The sequence below is a fragment of the Pseudomonas putida genome, assembly GCA_029953615.1.
Lineage (GTDB): Bacteria > Pseudomonadota > Gammaproteobacteria > Pseudomonadales > Pseudomonadaceae > Aquipseudomonas.
Map to the genome: position 1 here is coordinate 288,110 of CP124529.1, position 15,978 is coordinate 304,087.

The 15,978-nt window shown below is 64.8% G+C and carries 12 protein-coding genes and 3 pseudogenes; 6 read left to right on the top strand and 9 right to left on the bottom strand.

Translation table 11 applies throughout. The features are described 5' to 3' along the window. The first annotated feature begins 21 nt into the window (after positions 1-21). The 3 genes from QIY50_01415 to QIY50_01425 are packed head-to-tail and all read left to right on the top strand — an operon-like array spanning position 22 to position 2,020. Positions 22-468, top strand: coding sequence for an NUDIX hydrolase (locus tag QIY50_01415; GenBank protein WGV23134.1), 447 nt, complete (start codon positions 22-24; stop codon positions 466-468). A gap of 16 nt (positions 469-484) precedes the next feature. Then, on the top strand, positions 485-1,444 hold the full coding sequence (locus QIY50_01420; protein WGV20992.1) for a ribonuclease Z: 960 nt from the start codon (positions 485-487) through the stop codon (positions 1,442-1,444). Between the two features lie 36 nt (positions 1,445-1,480). Then, complete coding sequence (locus tag QIY50_01425; protein WGV20993.1) at positions 1,481-2,020, top strand: AAA family ATPase; 540 nt, start codon at positions 1,481-1,483, stop codon at positions 2,018-2,020. A gap of 132 nt (positions 2,021-2,152) precedes the next feature. Here QIY50_01425 and QIY50_01430 read toward each other — a convergent pair whose 3' ends face one another. Further along, complete coding sequence (locus QIY50_01430; GenBank protein ID WGV20994.1) at positions 2,153-3,436, bottom strand: Zn-dependent hydrolase; 1,284 nt, start codon at positions 3,434-3,436, stop codon at positions 2,153-2,155. 94 nt (positions 3,437-3,530) lie between these two features. After that, positions 3,531-5,023, bottom strand: a pseudogene (locus tag QIY50_01435) (NCS1 family nucleobase:cation symporter-1). A gap of 343 nt (positions 5,024-5,366) precedes the next feature. Between QIY50_01435 and hydA the strand changes: the two are divergent. From hydA to preA, 3 genes are all read left to right on the top strand, one after another. Then, the gene (gene hydA / locus QIY50_01440) at positions 5,367-6,806 is read left to right on the top strand and encodes a dihydropyrimidinase (GenBank protein ID WGV20995.1); all 1,440 of its coding nucleotides are present in this window, start codon (positions 5,367-5,369) and stop codon (positions 6,804-6,806) included. Between the two features lie 165 nt (positions 6,807-6,971). Then, positions 6,972-8,339 carry an NAD(P)-dependent oxidoreductase gene (locus tag QIY50_01445; GenBank protein WGV20996.1) on the top strand — a complete coding sequence of 456 codons (1,368 nt, stop codon included), beginning with the start codon at positions 6,972-6,974 and terminating at the stop codon, positions 8,337-8,339. Next, a complete protein-coding gene (preA, locus tag QIY50_01450) occupies positions 8,340-9,614 on the top strand; it encodes an NAD-dependent dihydropyrimidine dehydrogenase subunit PreA (GenBank protein WGV20997.1) in 1,275 nt (424 codons plus the stop codon). 136 nt (positions 9,615-9,750) lie between these two features. On the opposite strand, the gene QIY50_01455 is transcribed toward preA, so the two are convergent. From QIY50_01455 to gnd, 7 genes and pseudogenes are all read right to left on the bottom strand, one after another. Next, complete coding sequence (locus QIY50_01455; protein ID WGV23135.1) at positions 9,751-10,371, bottom strand: TetR/AcrR family transcriptional regulator; 621 nt, start codon at positions 10,369-10,371, stop codon at positions 9,751-9,753. Further along, on the bottom strand, positions 10,371-10,727 hold the full coding sequence (locus tag QIY50_01460) for a VOC family protein (protein WGV20998.1): 357 nt from the start codon (positions 10,725-10,727) through the stop codon (positions 10,371-10,373). The genes QIY50_01455 and QIY50_01460 overlap by 1 nt, the downstream gene beginning before the upstream one ends. A 59-nt stretch (positions 10,728-10,786) precedes the next feature. Beyond that, a complete protein-coding gene (locus tag QIY50_01465; GenBank protein ID WGV20999.1) occupies positions 10,787-11,074 on the bottom strand; it encodes a HigA family addiction module antitoxin in 288 nt (95 codons plus the stop codon). A 15-nt stretch (positions 11,075-11,089) separates the two neighbouring features. After that, a pseudogene (locus tag QIY50_01470) lies at positions 11,090-11,368 on the bottom strand (type II toxin-antitoxin system RelE/ParE family toxin). 116 nt (positions 11,369-11,484) lie between these two features. Continuing rightward, positions 11,485-13,283: pseudogene (locus QIY50_01475) on the bottom strand (glycoside hydrolase family 15 protein). Between the two features lie 127 nt (positions 13,284-13,410). Beyond that, positions 13,411-14,916, bottom strand: a complete 1,506-nt coding sequence (zwf, locus tag QIY50_01480) for a glucose-6-phosphate dehydrogenase (GenBank protein WGV21000.1) — start codon at positions 14,914-14,916, stop codon at positions 13,411-13,413. Further along, on the bottom strand, positions 14,913-15,896 hold the full coding sequence (gene gnd, locus QIY50_01485; GenBank protein ID WGV21001.1) for a decarboxylating 6-phosphogluconate dehydrogenase: 984 nt from the start codon (positions 15,894-15,896) through the stop codon (positions 14,913-14,915). Before gnd ends, zwf begins: the two co-directional genes overlap by 4 nt. Positions 15,897-15,978: the final 82 nt, after the last annotated feature.

Here is a 15,978-nt window from a genome sequence, read left to right on the forward strand (position 1 = left end):
GAGCCCGTGACTACCCAGCCGCTGCTAGCACCGCGCATCCGGTTTCTCGCCCTGTGCGTGTTCCATCACCAGGGCAAGATTCTGGTCAACGTATTCGACGACCCTGCCAGCGGCCAGACCCTGTGCCGCCCGCTGGGAGGCGGTATCGAGTTCGGTGAGCTGGGCCGCGATGCCATCGCCCGGGAGATCGACGAAGAACTGGGCCAGGCGATCAGCGATGTGCGCCTGCTCGGTACCTTGGAGAGCCTGTTCACCTATGCCGGGAAGGCGGGGCATGAGATTGTGCAGGTGTACGACGCGCGCTTCACCGATGCCAGCCTGTACCAGCAAGATTGGCTGGACGGCCACGAATCGAACGGCAGCCCGTTCCGCGCCCGCTGGTGCGACAGCGCCGATTTCGGGCGCATCGGCCCGCTGGTACCACAAGGGCTGCACGCATTGCTGCGCGACCTGTCGCTGCTGGGCTGAAACAAGGAGCCAAACCATGGATTTGCTGTTCCTGGGCACCTCCGCCGGCGTGCCGACCAAGGCGCGCAACGTCAGCGCCACCGCTGTGATCGAAGCCAGTGGCAGCCACTGGTACCTGGTCGACTGCGGCGAAGGCACCCAGCACCGGCTGCTGCACACGCCGCTGTCGATCCGCGACCTGCGCGCCATTTTCATCACCCACGTGCACGGCGACCATTGCTTCGGTCTGCCGGGCCTGCTGGCCAGCGCCGGCATGAGCGGGCGCACCCAGCCGCTGGACCTTGTCCTGCCCGCCGCCTTGCACGACTGGGTGCGCCAGGGACTGGCGGCCACCGATACCTTCCTGCCGTTCGAACTGCGCCTGCTGGCCGTTGAAGACCTGGTGGAGTGGCACAGTGACGCCGTGCAAGTGACCTGCGTGCAGCTGTCGCACCGGGTGCCGAGCGTCGGCTTCGTGTTCACCGAACTCAACCCCGAACCACGCCTGGACATTCCGCGCCTGGAAGCCGACGGCATCCCCCGCGGTCCGCTGTGGGGCGACCTGGCCAAGGGCGTGACGGTTCAGCATGACGGCCGGCTGCTGCACGGCAGTGACTACTTGCGCCCTTCGCGCCCGCCACGGCGGGTGATCGTGTGCGGCGACAACGACAACCCCGAGCTATTGGCCGACGCAGCCAAGGGCGCCGACGTGCTAGTGCATGAAGCCACGTTCACCCAGGCGGTGGTCGAGCGCACGGGGGTCACCTTCGGCCACAGCACCGCGGCTGCGGTGGCGCGCTTTGCCGAAACGGCGGGCGTGCGCAACCTGGTGCTGACGCACTTCAGCGCCCGCTACCAGCACGACCCACGGCGCAGCCCGAGCATCGACAACATTCGCGATGAAGCCCTCGCCCACTACAACGGGCGGCTGACGCTGGCGCAAGACCTGCAGCGTTATCACATCGGGCGCGATGGCTGGCTCGAACCGGCCGGATAATTTAGCATGGCCGGTTTTTTCCAAAAGGACTTGGCCATGCAACGCATCGTGATTCTGGGCAACGCCGGCAGTGGCAAATCAACCCTGGCCCGGCATATTGGCGCACGTTTGGGCGTATCGGTGGTGCACCTCGATATGCTGTTCTGGGAGGCCGGTTGGGTCGAACCGGATGCCGAGACCTTCCGCACCCGCGTGCGCGATGCGGTAGCTGGGGAGGCTTGGGTATGCGAGGGCAATTATGCCCGCCGCACGTTCGACCTGCGCCTGCCGCGGGCCGACCTGGTCATCTGGCTGGATACGCCGAGACTGACCTGCCTCAAGCGGGTGATCCTGCGCAGTGTGCTGAACAAGCCCCGGCCGGACCTGCCGGCGGGATGTACCGAGCGGCTGGACCGGGAGTTTCTGACTTTCCTGAAGTTCGTATGGACGTTCGATCGGGGATATCGGCCTGGGATCGAGGCAAGCCGAGAGGCCACAGCGCCGCAGGTGCCGGTGGTGCATTTGCGGGGTGAGCGGCAGATTGCGGCGTTTCTGGCAGATCTTACCCAACCCGCCCCGGCAGCGCGGCCCCTGTAGGAGCGGCCTTGTGTCGCGAAAGGGCCGCAAAGCGGCCCCGGCGATGCCTGCGTTTGCTTCAAGATCCTGGGGCTGCTGCGCAGCCCGATCGCGACACAAGGCCGCTCCTACAAAAAGCGCGTACTGACCGCGCTAGGCCGCCAACCGCCCACTGGCAATCGCCTCCGATGCCGCCAGCATCGCGCGCAGCAACACCGCGCAGCCCGCCGCCAGGTCTTCGGGCGTGGCGTTCTCGATCTCGTTATGGCTGATGCCGTTCTCGCACGGCACGAAAATCATCCCCGCCGGCCCCAGCTCGGCCAGGAAGATCGCGTCGTGCCCCGCCCCGCTGACGATGTCCATGTGCGGCAGGCCCAGCGCCTGCGCCGATTCGCGCACGGCAGCGACACACCCTTTGTCGAAGTACAGCGCCGGGAAATCGGCCGTGGGTACCAGTTCGTGGCTCAGGCCATGCCTGGCACAGGTCGCTTCGATCACCGCGCGCACATCGGCAATCATGGCATTCAGTTGCTCACCCTCCAGATGACGGAAGTCCAGGGTCATGCGCACTTCGCCCGGGATCACGTTGCGCGAGCCCGGGTAGGCCTGCAGGCAACCCACCGTGCCACAGGCATGGGGCTGGTGGCCGAGGGCGGTGCGGTTGACTGCCTCCACCACCGCCGCCGCGCCGACCAGGGCGTCCTTGCGCAGGTGCATGGGCGTAGGGCCGGCATGGGCCTCGACACCGCGCAGGGTCAGGTCGAACCACTTCTGGCCCAGCGCGCCCAGCACCACGCCGATGGTCTTGCCCTGGTCTTCGAGAATCGGGCCCTGCTCGATATGCGCTTCGAAATACGCTCCCACCGGGTGGCCCGATACAGCGCGCGAGCCCGCGTAGCCGATGGCGTTCAGTGCCTCGCCAACGCTGACACCCTGGGCGTCGCGCTTGGCCAGGGTTTCTTCCAGGGTGAACTTGCTGGCAAACACCCCGGATCCCATCATGCACGGCGCAAAGCGCGAACCTTCCTCGTTGGTCCACACCACCACTTCCAGCGGCGCTTCGGTTTCCACACCCAGGTCGTTGAGGGTGCGAAGCACCTCCAGCCCGGCCATCACGCCGAAGCAGCCATCGAACTTGCCACCGGTGGGCTGGGTGTCGATATGGCTGCCGGTCATGACCGGGGGCAGCTTGGGGTTACGCCCCGGGCGACGGGCGAAGATATTGCCGACGGCGTCGATACTGACCGTGCAACCGGCGGCCTCGCACCACTGCACGAACAGGTCGCGGGCCTGGCGGTCAAGGTCGGTCAGGGCCAGGCGGCACACGCCGCCCTTGGCGGTGGCACCGAGGCGGGCCAGGTCCATCAGGGACTGCCACAGGCGGGTGCTGTCGATGTGGGGGGCGGTGGTCTTCAGGATCTCTTTGACGGGGGTCACGGGTTTCTCCTTCAGGCATTTCTGTTGTCTGTTCTGGCCCGCTCCCACAGGTCTAGGTGGGAGCTGGCGAGCCCGCGAAGGGGCCAGCGCGGTCTCACGGCGAGGGCTTGGCCACCCGCGCCGGGCTGCGCGCGACCACGCCGGCGAAGAGGTAATACAGCGCCCCACCCAGCAGCGAACCGGTGAACCAGCCGTAGTCGTAGAACCAGCTGAAACTGCTGTTGCCAATGGCCATCACGGTCAGCGCCACCGGCAGCGCAAAGGCGGCAAAGCCGACCCAGTTCCACGCCGGGTACACGTCGTCACGGTACAGCCCGGCCAGGTCCAGCTGCTGCCGGCGGATCAGGAAGTAGTCCACCACCATGATCCCGGCAATCGGCCCCAGCAGGCTGGAATAGCCCAGCAGCCAGTTGGAGTACACGCTCTCCAGGCTCAGGTCGGAAGCGATCCAGCCCAGCTTCTTCAGCAACTCATGGCCCATCAGCGCCAGGCCGATGAAGCCGGTCAGCCATACCGCACGGCTGCGCCCGATCAGGCGTGGGGCAATGTTCTGGAAGTCGTTGGTCGGCGACACGATGTTCGCCGCGGTGTTGGTCGACAGCGTGGCAATCACGATCAGCGCCATGGCCAGGGCCACCCAGAACGGGCTGTGGATCTTGCCGATCAGGCTGACCGGGTCGGACACGGTCTCGCCTACCAGCGACGCTGAGGCGGCAGTCAGCACCACGCCCAGCGCGGCGAACAGGAACATGGTCAGCGGCAAGCCGAAGATCTGCCCGAGGATCTGGTCCTTCTGGCTGCGGGCGTAGCGGCTGAAGTCGGGGATGTTCAGCGATAGCGTGGCCCAGAAACCGACCATGGCGGTAAGCCCGGCGCAGAAGTAGCCGAGCATGTTCGCCCCTTCCGGGCGCTTGGGCGGCTGGGCCAGCAGTTCGCTCATCGACATGTGCGGCAAGGCCCACAACAGCAGGCCGACGCCGACCGCCACCAGCAGCGGTGCCGAAAGCGTTTCGAGCCACTTGATCGACTCGGCGCCGCGCAGTACCACCCACAGGTTCAGGCACCAGAAGATCATGAAGCCGATCACCTCGCCGGTGCCGCCCAGGGCCTTCCAGCCATCGAATACCGAGCCGAGGAACAGGTGGATGGCCAGGCCGCCGAACATGGTCTGGATGCCGAACCAGCCACAGGCAACCACCGCGCGGATCAGGCATGGCACGTTGGAGCCGAGGATGCCGAACGACGAACGCAGCAGCACCGGGAACGGGATGCCGTACTTGGTGCCTGGGAAGGCGTTGAGGGTGAGCGGGATCAGTACGATCAGGTTGGCCAGCAGAATCGCCAGCAAGGCCTCGCCCACGCTGAGGCCGAAGTAGGCGGTGAGCACGCCGCCAAGGGTATAGGTGGGCACGCAGATGGACATGCCCACCCACAGGGCGGTGATGTGCCATTTTTGTTCCAGGTGCGCTGGTGCACCTTGGTCGGGGCGATGTCGTGGTTGTAGCGCGGGCTGTCGAGGACATCGCTGCCCTCGGACAACTCGAACAGGCCACCCTGCTCGACCACTTCCGATCTGCTCTGCTGCATGAGGCTTGCTCCAGGTTTTCTTGTAGTTGTTGTTTGCCCGTCGAGTGGATGCGATGGCCGGAGTACACACGCTTTATGTGCTTGAAAATCTCGACCAGATTTTCATCTTGTCAAGTCAGTCAACGTCTCCAAAAGCCCCGCAATGGGCCGCACAAGCTAAATAATTTCTTCAATTTCAATTGGTTAAAACCATCAAAATTTATGTGGAAATTTTCTTGCTGAATTCAGAATCAGCATCTAGCCTGCAATCTTGTCAGGACTGACAGGATTAACCGCCCTGCCCTCCTGCACCAAGACAATTCCAAGAACCGGCCCAGACCGGTCAGCCTGCGAGGAAAACGGCATGTCCCTGTTGATCCGTGGCGCCACCGTGGTCACCCACGAAGAGAGTTACCCCGCCGATGTCCTGTGTGCCGATGGCCTGATCCGTGCCATCGGGCAAAACCTAGAACCACCCAGCGCCTGCGAGATCCTCGACGGCAGCGGCCAGTACCTGATGCCCGGCGGCATCGACCCGCATACCCACATGCAGCTGCCGTTCATGGGCACCGTGGCCAGCGAGGACTTCTTCAGCGGTACTGCCGCGGGCCTGGCCGGTGGCACCACCTCGATCATCGACTTCGTCATCCCCAACCCGCAGCAGTCGTTGCTGGAGGCGTTCCACACCTGGCGCGGCTGGGCACAAAAAAGCGCCAGCGACTACGGCTTTCACGTCGCCATCACCTGGTGGAGCGAACAGGTAGCCGAAGAGATGGGCGAACTGGTGGCCAGGCATGGGGTGAACAGCTTCAAACACTTCATGGCCTACAAGAATGCGATCATGGCCGCCGACGACACCCTGGTGGCCAGCTTCGAGCGCTGCCTGCAACTGGGTGCGGTGCCCACCGTGCACGCCGAGAACGGCGAGCTGGTGTACCACCTGCAGAAAAAACTGCTGGCCCAGGGCCTGACCGGGCCGGAAGCCCACCCGCTGTCACGCCCCTCCCAGGTCGAGGGCGAGGCGGCCAGCCGCGCCATCCGCATTGCCGAGACGCTGGGCACGCCGCTGTACCTGGTGCATGTTTCCAGCCGCGAAGCGCTGGACGAAATCGCCTATGCCCGCGGCAAGGGCCAGCCGGTGTACGGTGAAGTCCTGCCCGGCCATCTGCTGCTGGATGACAGCGTCTACCGTGACCCGGACTGGGCCACCGCCGCAGGCTACGTGATGAGCCCACCGTTCCGCCCGCGTGAACACCAGGAGGCGCTGTGGCGCGGGCTGCAGTCGGGCAACCTGCACACCACCGCCACCGACCATTGCTGCTTTTGCGCCGAGCAGAAAGCCATGGGTCGCGACGACTTCAGCCGTATCCCCAACGGCACTGCCGGCATCGAGGACCGCATGGCAGTGCTGTGGGATGCCGGGGTGAACAGTGGGCGCCTGTCGATGCACGAGTTCGTCGCGCTGACCTCTACCAACACCGCGAAAATCTTCAACCTGTTCCCGCGCAAGGGTGCCATACGCGTTGGCGCCGACGCCGACCTGGTGCTGTGGGACCCGCAAGGTACCCGCACCATCTCGGCCACGACCCACCACCAGCAGGTGGACTTCAACATCTTCGAAGGCCGTACCGTGCGCGGTATCCCCAGCCACACCATCAGCCAGGGCAAGGTGCTCTGGGCCGACGGCGACCTGCGCGCAGAAAAGGGCGCGGGGCGCTATGTGGAACGGCCGGCGTATCCGTCGGTGTTTGAGGTGCTGGGGCGCCGGGCCGAAGTGCAGCGGCCGACGCCCGTGCAGCGTTAAGGCCATTGGGGCTGCTGCGCAGCCCATCGCCGGCAAGCCAGCTCCCACAGGGATAGTGTTGTCCTTGAGAGCAGCGCTATCCCACCTGTGGGAGCTGGCTTGCCGGCGATTGGGGCGCAGCGCGCCCCCATTCCAAGCCAAATACAAGAAAGAGAGGCTACAACCGTGATCGACGCCCTGAACCACTTGCCGCGCCCCCGGGCCGGTGCCGACCAGCTGGCCGAGCGCTTCAGCGACCTGGCCCCACCCCTCACCGCCCGCCAGGCCGCCGTGGAAAGCGCGCGCTGCCTGTACTGCTACGACGCCCCCTGCGTCAACGCCTGCCCCAGCGACATCGACATCCCGTCGTTCATCCACCGTATCAGCGACGAAAACCTGCAAGGCGCCGCCGAACGCATTCTCTCAGCCAATATTCTTGGCGGCAGTTGCGCCCGCGTCTGTCCCACCGAAATCCTTTGCCAGCAAGCCTGCGTGCGCAACAACGCGCAGGAGTGCGCACCGGTACTGATCGGCCAGCTACAGCGCTATGCCCTGGACAACGCCCGCTTCACCGAGCACCCGTTCCAGCGCTCGCCGGTCACCGGCAAACGGGTCGCCGTGGTCGGTGCCGGCCCAGCCGGGTTGGCGTGCGCCCACCGCCTGGCCATGCACGGGCATGATGTGGTGGTATTCGAGGCCTGCGACAAGGCCGGTGGCCTCAACGAGTACGGCATCGCCCGCTACAAGCTGGTGGACGACTATGCCCAGCGTGAAGTGAAATTCCTGCTCGGCATCGGTGGCATAGAAATTCGCCATGGCCAGCGCCTGGGCAGCAACCTGGGCCTGGGCGAACTGCGCGACCAGTACGACGCCGTATTCCTCGGCCTCGGCCTGAATGCCGTGCGCCAGCTCGGCCTGCCGGATGAACAAGCCCCCGGTCTGCTCGCCGCCACCGCATACATCCGCGAACTGCGCCAGGCCGACGACCTGAGCCAGTTGCCCCTGGCCGACCGCTGCCTGGTGATCGGCGCCGGCAACACCGCGATCGACATGGCCGTGCAGATGGCCCGCCTGGGTGCCCGCGATGTCAACCTGGTGTACCGCCGTGGCCTTGCCGACATGGGTGCCACCGGCCACGAGCAGGCCATCGCCAAGGCCAACCAGGTGCGCCTGCATACCTGGGCCCGCCCTGATGCCGTGCTGCTGGACGACACTGGCAAGGTGCGCGGCATGCGTTTTGCCCGCACCGAGCTGGCAGACGGCCGCCTGCGCGACACCGGCGAAACCTTCGAGCTGCCCGCCGATGCCATTTTCAAGGCCATCGGCCAACGCTTCGACGACGCCAGCCTCGGCGACCCGGTGGCCGCACAACTGGCGCGCATTGGTGAGCGCATCCGGGTCGACGAAACGATGCAAACCAGCCTGCCGGGGGTATACGCCGGCGGCGACTGCACCGCCCTGGGCCAGGACCTTACCGTCCAGGCCGTACAACACGGCAAGCTGGCCGCCGAAGCCATCCATGCCCGACTCATGCTCAACGTGGAGGCTGCATAAATGGCCGACCTGTCCATCGAATTTGCCGGCATCAAGGCACCCAACCCCTTCTGGCTGGCCTCCGCACCGCCCACCGACAAGGCCTACAACGTGGTCCGTGCCTTCGAGGCCGGCTGGGGTGGCGTAGTGTGGAAAACCCTTGGCGAAGACCCGGCGGCAGTCAACGTGTCGTCGCGCTACTCGGCGCATTACGGCCCCAACCGCCAGGTGCAAGGCATCAACAACATCGAGCTCATCACCGACCGCTCCCTGGACATCAACCTGCGCGAAATCACCCAGGTGAAGAAGGACTGGCCCGACCGCGCGCTGATCGTGTCGCTGATGGTGCCGTGCGTGGAAGACTCGTGGAAGTTCATCCTGCCGCTGGTGGAAGCCACCGGGGCCGATGGCATCGAACTGAACTTCGGCTGCCCGCACGGCATGCCGGAGCGCGGCATGGGCGCGGCAGTCGGCCAGGTGCCGGAGTACGTGGAAATGGTCACCCGCTGGTGCAAGACGTACTGCTCGCTGCCGGTGATCGTGAAACTCACGCCGAACATCACCGACATCCGCCAGTCAGCCCGCGCCGCGCACCGTGGCGGGGCCGATGCGGTGTCGTTGATCAATACCATCAACTCGATCACCAGCGTCGACCTCGATCGCATGGTCGCCCACCCCATCGTCGGCGACCAGAGCACCCATGGTGGCTACTGCGGTTCGGCGGTGAAACCGATTGCCCTGAACATGGTGGCGGAAATCGCCCGCGACCCGCAAACGCTCGGCTTGCCGATCTGTGGCATTGGCGGCATCGGCAACTGGCGTGACGCAGCCGAGTTCATGGCCCTGGGCAGTGGCGCCGTGCAGGTGTGTACGGCAGCGATGCTGCACGGCTTCCGCATTGTCGAGGACATGAAGGACGGCCTGGCGCGCTGGATGGACCAGCACGGGCACCGTAACATCGAGGCGTTCCGCGGCCAGGCGGTGGGGCATACCACCGACTGGAAGTACCTGGACATGAACTACAAGTCGGTGGCGCACATCGACCAGCAAGCATGCATTGGCTGCGGGCGCTGCCACATTGCCTGTGAGGATACTTCGCACCAGGCGATTGCCAGCACGCTGAAGGCGGATGGCACGCATGCCTACAGCGTGATCGAAGCGGAATGCGTGGGCTGCAACCTGTGCCAGATCACCTGCCCGGTGGAGAACTGCATCGAGATGGTGGCTCAGGATACTGGCAAGCCTTACCTGAACTGGACGCAGGATCCGCGTAATCCCTACCGTGAGGCCAGCTGACACTGATTGGGGCTGCTGCGCAGCCCTTCGCGGGCTTGCCCGCTCCCACAGGTTCCGCGCCGCTCTCAAGGGCTGCTGAGCCCCCGTGGGAGCGGGCGGGCCCGCGAAGGGCCGCGCAGCGGCCCCAATTGCCTGTTCAGGGCTCCAGCCCGATCCCCCGCAGGATCACACTCGTCACCGTCTGCACCGCACTTTCAAAAGCCATGTCCGACAACGCCTCGCCGCCATTGAGCAACGCCACCTGGTAACCAAAGTCGGCATAGTGCTGGGTCGAAGCCCAGATCATGTACAAAAGTGCCGACGGCTCCACCGGCAGAATGCGCCCCTCCTCCACCCAGCGGCGGATCTTGGCTTCCTTCAGCTTGGCCCAGGGCACCAGGCTTTCATCCAGGTTCACCCCCAGCACCGGCGCCCCGTGCAGCATCTCTTCGGCCCAGATCTTCGACCCCAGCGGCCGTGAGCGCGAATGGCCCATCTTCGCCCGGATGTAACTGGTCAGCACTACACGCGGGTCGTCGAAATTCTCGAAGCACAGCGCGTCCTGCTTCCACACATCCAGCAGGTCCTGCAACACCGCACGGAACAGGTCGTCTTTGGTGCTGAAGTAATAATGCAGGTTGGAACGCGGCAACTCGGCCTGCTCGGCGATATCGCCCATTGAGGTAGCGCCGTAGCCTTTCTCGGCAAACACCTTTTCCGCCGCCTGCAGAATTTTTTCGATATTGCGCCGACGGATTTCGATCTTGTGGTTGGCCATCAGGCTTGGGCCGTCCACACCGCCAGTTCATAACCATCCGGGTCGATGAAGTGGAAGCGCCGCCCGCCGGGAAAAGCAAAAATGGCCCGGCTGATGCGCGCCCCGGCGGCTTCGATCCGCTGCTGTGTAGCCTGCAGATCGTCGGCGTACAGGATGACCAGCGGCCCGCCCGGGCGCACCGGCTCACCCGTGGTAAAGCCACCGGTCAGCCGGCCATCACTGAACTCGGTGTATGAAGGCCCGTAGTCAGTGAAGGCCCAGCCGAACACACTGCCATAGAAGGCCTTGCTCCGTGCGATGTCGCTGACATTGAACTCGATGTTGTCGATCTGCCGGTCAGTACCGCGAATGCCCATGTATGCTCCGTGCCGAAGGGGTTTGCCCTAGTCTACCCCGGTCGTTTCACACTTTTACATCAGGCGGCCTGAAACAACCGGGTAATTACAGGTTGCTGTCGGTGACGCGCCTGCCAGATATCGTAATCAGCCTGAATGGCCAACCACAGGCGGGCGGTACTGATTCCAGCCGTCTCCAGGCGTATCGCCAAGTCCGGAGACATTGCCGCGCGCCCATGCAATACCCGCGAAAGCGCTTCTCGAGAGAACCCAAGATGCGATGCGAAGGCCTTCACCGTCAGACCTAACGCGGGCAGAACATCTTCACGCAGGGTTTCGCCTGGATGTGGCGGGTTGTGCAAAGGCATGCTCAGCTCTCCTTTTCAGTGGTAATCAAGGTAATCGACCAGTTCGACATCCGAACCCACGAAGCGAAAGATCAGCCGCCAGTTATCTGACACACTGACTGACCAGAAGTCCGATTACTCCCCCTTGAGCGGATGCAACTGCCAGCCAGGTACGCTCAAATCTTGCGCAGACATGGCGCACTCAAGAAACTGGAGTTGTCGCTTCAAGCGCTTTGCGTGAGAGACCTGGATGCCTCGGGTGTTACCCGTTTCATGAAAAATTCGCAGTCCCTTGTGTTGAAAACTGATGATCATGGGTAGCTCGCCGCGTCCATTTGGGAGACGAGCCAAGTGTGACCCTATGCATCACACGAAGCAAAGTATCATATGTGACGCAATGCGTCACACTTTGATTGCCAGAGGGCGCGACTCTATCCACCACTAGCCCGATCACGCACCGGGCACTGTGCGCGGTGCAGGTTCAGCGCGGTGTTGATGATGCCGATATGGCTGAACGCCTGGGGGAAGTTGCCGAGCATGCGCTGGCCCGCCGGGTCGTACTGTTCGGCCAGCAGGCCAAGGTCGTTGCACAGGCCGGTCAGGCGTTCGTACAGTGCCTGCGCTTCTTCCTGACGACCCAGCAACACATACACGTCGGCCAGCCAGAACGAACACACCAGGAAGGTGCCCTCCCCGGGCGTGAGGCCGTCGCTGCACCTGTCACTGTCGTAGCGCAGCAGCAGGCCGTTTTTCAGCAGGCGCTGCTCGACCTGTTCGAGCGTGCGCAGGAAGCGTGGGTCATCCGCCGGCAGGAAGCCGGTCAGGGCGATGTGCAACAGGCTGGCGTCCAGCTCGGTCGAGCCATAGGCCTGGACGAAAAAGCGGCCGCTGGGGTCCAGGCCCTGCGCGCACACTTCACGGTGAATCTCGTCAGCCACCTGGCGGTAATGCTGCCCGCGCTCGCGGCCTTCCTCGGTGGTGTCAGCCAACCCTGCAGCACGGTCGAAGGCGACCCAGGCCATTACCTTGGAATGCACGAACTGTTGCCGGCCGCCGCGTACTTCCCAGATGCCTTCGTCCGGTTGGCGCCAGATCCGCTCGAGGTAAGGCAGGATCAGCCGGGAGATGGCAGCGCTGCGCGGGTGCCGGGGCAAGCCGCCCTTGATCGCCTGGGCCATGGCGTCGGCCAGTTCGCCATAGATATCCAGCTGCACCTGCTGCGACGCTGCATTGCCCACCCGCACCGGTTGCGAGCGCTCGTAACCGGCCAGCCATGGCAGGGTGTATTCCTGCAGGTCGCGCTCACCGGCCAGGCCATACATGATCTGCATCTGCTCTCGGGGTTGCCGGCCACCGAGCGCAACAGCCACTCGCGCCAGGCCTAGGCTTCGTCGAAGTAGCCGAGGTTCATGAAGGCCAGCAGGGTCATGGTTGCGTCGCGCAGCCAACAGAAGCGGTAGTCCCAGTTGCGCTCGTGGCCGAGGCGCTCGGGCAGCGAGGTGGTGACGGCGGCAACGATGCCGCCAGTGGGTGCGTAGGTCATGGCCTTGAGGGTCAGCAGCGAGCGGCGCACCAGGGCGGAGTATGGGCCCACCTGTGGGCAGCGGGCGGCGAAGGCCTGCCATTGGTCGATGGTTTGCGCCAGCGCTTCGTCGCTATCACAACCGGGCTGCACCGGCAGGTGCGAGGGCTGGTGGCACAGGCTGAACACCTGGCGTTCGCCCGCGCCGACGCGAAAGCGGGCGACGGTGTGCTGGTCGCGGGCATGCGGCGGAACGGTGCTGCGCAGGATCAGCCGGTCGGGGCCGGCGACGGCGCTGAGGGTCAGCGGGTCGAGCCGTTCTACCCAGGGTATGCTGCGGCCATAGTCGAAGCGCATGACCAGGTCCATCTCGAAATGGGTTTCGCCAGCGAGGCCCTCGACGATGCGCACCAGCGAGTTGACCTCGCCCAGCGGCATGAAGTCGAGCACGCGGGCACGGCCGGCGGCGGTAACCCAGGTGGTTTCCAGCACCAGGGTGTCGTCCAGGTACTGGCGGCTGCTGTGTTCGACCGGGTCACAGGGGGCCAGGCGCCAGCGGCCGTTTTCTTCGTTGCCCAGCAGTGCGGCGAATACCGCGGGGGCGTCGAAGCGTGGCAGGCACAGCCAGTCGAGCGAGCCATCGCGGCTGACCAAGGCGGCGCTGCGGCAGTTGCCCAGCAGGGCATAGTCTTCGATGTGGGCAGGCATTGGGGCTCCTTTGTGTGGCTGCCTGTGACGGCCTCTTCGCGGGCTCGCCCGCTCCCACAGGTACATCACAGGCCCCTGTGGGAGCGGGCGTGCCCGCGAAAGGGCCGGCACAGGCTTTACAGAAACCTCACCCCAGGCGATGCCACTCGCGCTTATCCCGGGCCAGCAATTCATTGCCGGCCTCGGGCCCGTCTTCACCGGCCGGGTACTCATGCACCTCGCCGCCCTGGGCCCAGGCATCGAGGAACGGCTGCACCGCGCGCCAGCCGTTCTCGATGTTGTCAGCCCGCTGGAACAAGGTCTGGTCACCGGTCAGGCAGTCGTAGATCAGCGTCTCGTAGCCGGTCGCCGGGGTCATCTTGAAGAAGTCCTTGTAGGCAAAGCCCAGCTCGACATTCTCCATCACCAGCTCCGGCCCGGGGCGCTTGGCCTGCAGGTCGAACCACATGCCTTCATTGGGCTGGATCTGGATTTTCAGGTAATTGGGCTTGGGCCGCTCCAGCTCCGACTCGCGGAACTGCGCATAAGGCGCGGGCTTGAAGCAGATGGCGATTTCAGTATCACGCACGCTCATGCGCTTGCCGGTACGCAGGTAGAACGGCACGCCGGCCCAGCGCCAGTTGTCGATCATCACCTTCAGCGCCACATAGGTTTCGGTCTGGCTGTCGGCTGCGACGTTGGCCTCGTGGCGGTAGCCGGGCAACTGCTTGCGCCCCAGCTTGCCGGCGCTGTACTGGCCGCGCACGGAGTTTTTCAGGGCCATCTTCACCGACCACGGGCGGATGGCGCCGACCACCTTGGCCTTTTCGCTGCGCACCGCATCGGCGGCGAACGCGGCCGGCGGCTCCATGGCCACCATCGCCAGCAGCTGGAACAGGTGGTTGGGCACCATGTCGCGCAGCGCCCCGGTGCTGTCATAGAACGCACCACGGGTCTCGACACCGACGGTTTCCGCGGCAGTGATCTGCACATGGTCGATGTAGTGGTTGTTCCAGAACGATTCGAACAAGCCGTTGGAGAACCGGCTGACCAGGATGTTCTGCACCGTCTCTTTGCCCAGGTAATGGTCAATGCGGTAGATCTGCCGCTCGCCCATCACCTTCAGCAGGCAGGCGTTGAGCGCCTCGGCGCTGGCCAGGTCGGTGCCGAAGGGCTTTTCGACCACGACGCGGCGAAAGCCGCCGGCCGATTCGTCGAGCAGCCCGGCCTGCCCCAGGCGCTGCGCCACCTCGGGGAAGAAGCGCGGCGAGGTCGCCAGGTAGAAGATGGCGTTGCCATGGCGGGTTGTGTCGATGCGCTTGGCGAGCGCCTGGTAGGTGGCCGGGTCGAGGAAATCGCCGGTCTGGTAATCCAGGCGCTTGGCCAGGCGTGCCCAGAGCTTCTGATCCAGGCATTTGGCCTTTCCCTCGCTACCTTGGTCACGCTCGGCCATGAACGCATGCAGGCGCCCGGCGAATTCCTCGGCAGTGGCGGGGTTATGGTCGACACCGACAATGCGCAGGTTGCGGTCCAGCAAACCGTCACGGCTGAGGTTGTACAGCGCCGGCATCAGCAGGCGCTTGACCAGGTCGCCATTGGCGCCGAACAGGAACAGGGTGCATGGTGGTGCGGCCGGAATGCGCTGTTTGGTCATTCGCCTTTCTTCTCGACGTGGCCACCAAAGCCCAGACGCATGGCCGAAAGAATCTTGTCGCCATAGGTGCCCTGCTGCTGGCGCGAGCGGAAGCGGGCGAACAGCGCGCTGGACAACACCGGCACCGGTACCGCCTGTTCGACCGCGGCGTCGATGGTCCAGCGGCCTTCACCACTGTCGGACACCGAGCCACTGAACTGCGACAGCTGCGGGTCGGCCACCAGCGCATCGGCGGTAAGGTCGAGCAACCACGAGGTGACCACGCTGCCACGCCGCCACACTTCGGCGATTTCGGCCACGTTCAGGTCGAAACGCTGGTCCTCGGGCAGTTCGTTGCCGCCCTTGCTGCGCAACAGGTCGAAGCCTTCGGCGTAGGCCTGCATCAGGCCGTATTCGATACCGTTGTGCACCATTTTCACGTAATGCCCGGCGCCGGGTGGGCCGGCATGGATGTAGCCGTGTTCGGCACGCTGGTGCTCGCCACTGCGGCCATGGGTACGCGGAATGTCACCCACGCCCGGGGCCAGTGCCTTGAACAGCGGCTCCAGGCGCTCGAACACGTCCTTTTCGCCACCGATCATCATGCAGTAGCCACGGTCCAGGCCCCACACCCCGCCCGAGGTGCCGACATCCAGGTAATGCAGCCCGCGCTTGGCCAGTTCGGCGGCGCGGCGCACGTCGTCCTTGTAGAAGGTATTGCCGCCGTCGATGATCGCATCACCCGGCTCCAGCAGTTCGGCCAGTTGGGCAATGGTCTGCTCGGTCGGCTCGCCGGCGGGCAGCATGACCCACACCGCACGCGGTGCTTTCAGCTTCTGTACCAGCGCACCAAGGTCGTGCGCGCCTTGGGCGCCCTCGCCCTCCAGGCCAACGACGGCCTCGCGGTTGCGGTCATGCACCACGGTACGGTGGCCGGCGCGCATCAGGCGCCTTGCGATATTGCCGCCCATGCGGCCCAGCCCGATGATTCCCAGTTGCATGAGCCGATGCTCCCCTTTCGAAATAAATGACAACACAATCCAGCTTTTCAGATTAGTCCAGCGAACCGATGGAGGGTCCAGC

Bases quoted from the DNA above. Each gene is read 5' to 3' on its own strand.
- QIY50_01420 (WGV20992.1), top strand. From the start codon at position 485: ATGGATTTGCTGTTCCTGGGCACCTCCGCCGGCGTGCCGACCAAGGCG.
- QIY50_01425 (WGV20993.1), top strand. From the start codon at position 1,481: ATGCAACGCATCGTGATTCTGGGCAACGCCGGCAGTGGCAAATCAACC.
- hydA (WGV20995.1), top strand. From the start codon at position 5,367: ATGTCCCTGTTGATCCGTGGCGCCACCGTGGTCACCCACGAAGAGAGT.
- preA (WGV20997.1), top strand. From the start codon at position 8,340: ATGGCCGACCTGTCCATCGAATTTGCCGGCATCAAGGCACCCAACCCC.
- QIY50_01455 (WGV23135.1), bottom strand. From the start codon at position 10,371: ATGGCCAACCACAAGATCGAAATCCGTCGGCGCAATATCGAAAAAATT.
- QIY50_01460 (WGV20998.1), bottom strand. From the start codon at position 10,727: ATGGGCATTCGCGGTACTGACCGGCAGATCGACAACATCGAGTTCAAT.
- QIY50_01465 (WGV20999.1), bottom strand. From the start codon at position 11,074: ATGCCTTTGCACAACCCGCCACATCCAGGCGAAACCCTGCGTGAAGAT.
- zwf (WGV21000.1), bottom strand. From the start codon at position 14,916: ATGACCAAACAGCGCATTCCGGCCGCACCACCATGCACCCTGTTCCTG.
- gnd (WGV21001.1), bottom strand. From the start codon at position 15,896: ATGCAACTGGGAATCATCGGGCTGGGCCGCATGGGCGGCAATATCGCA.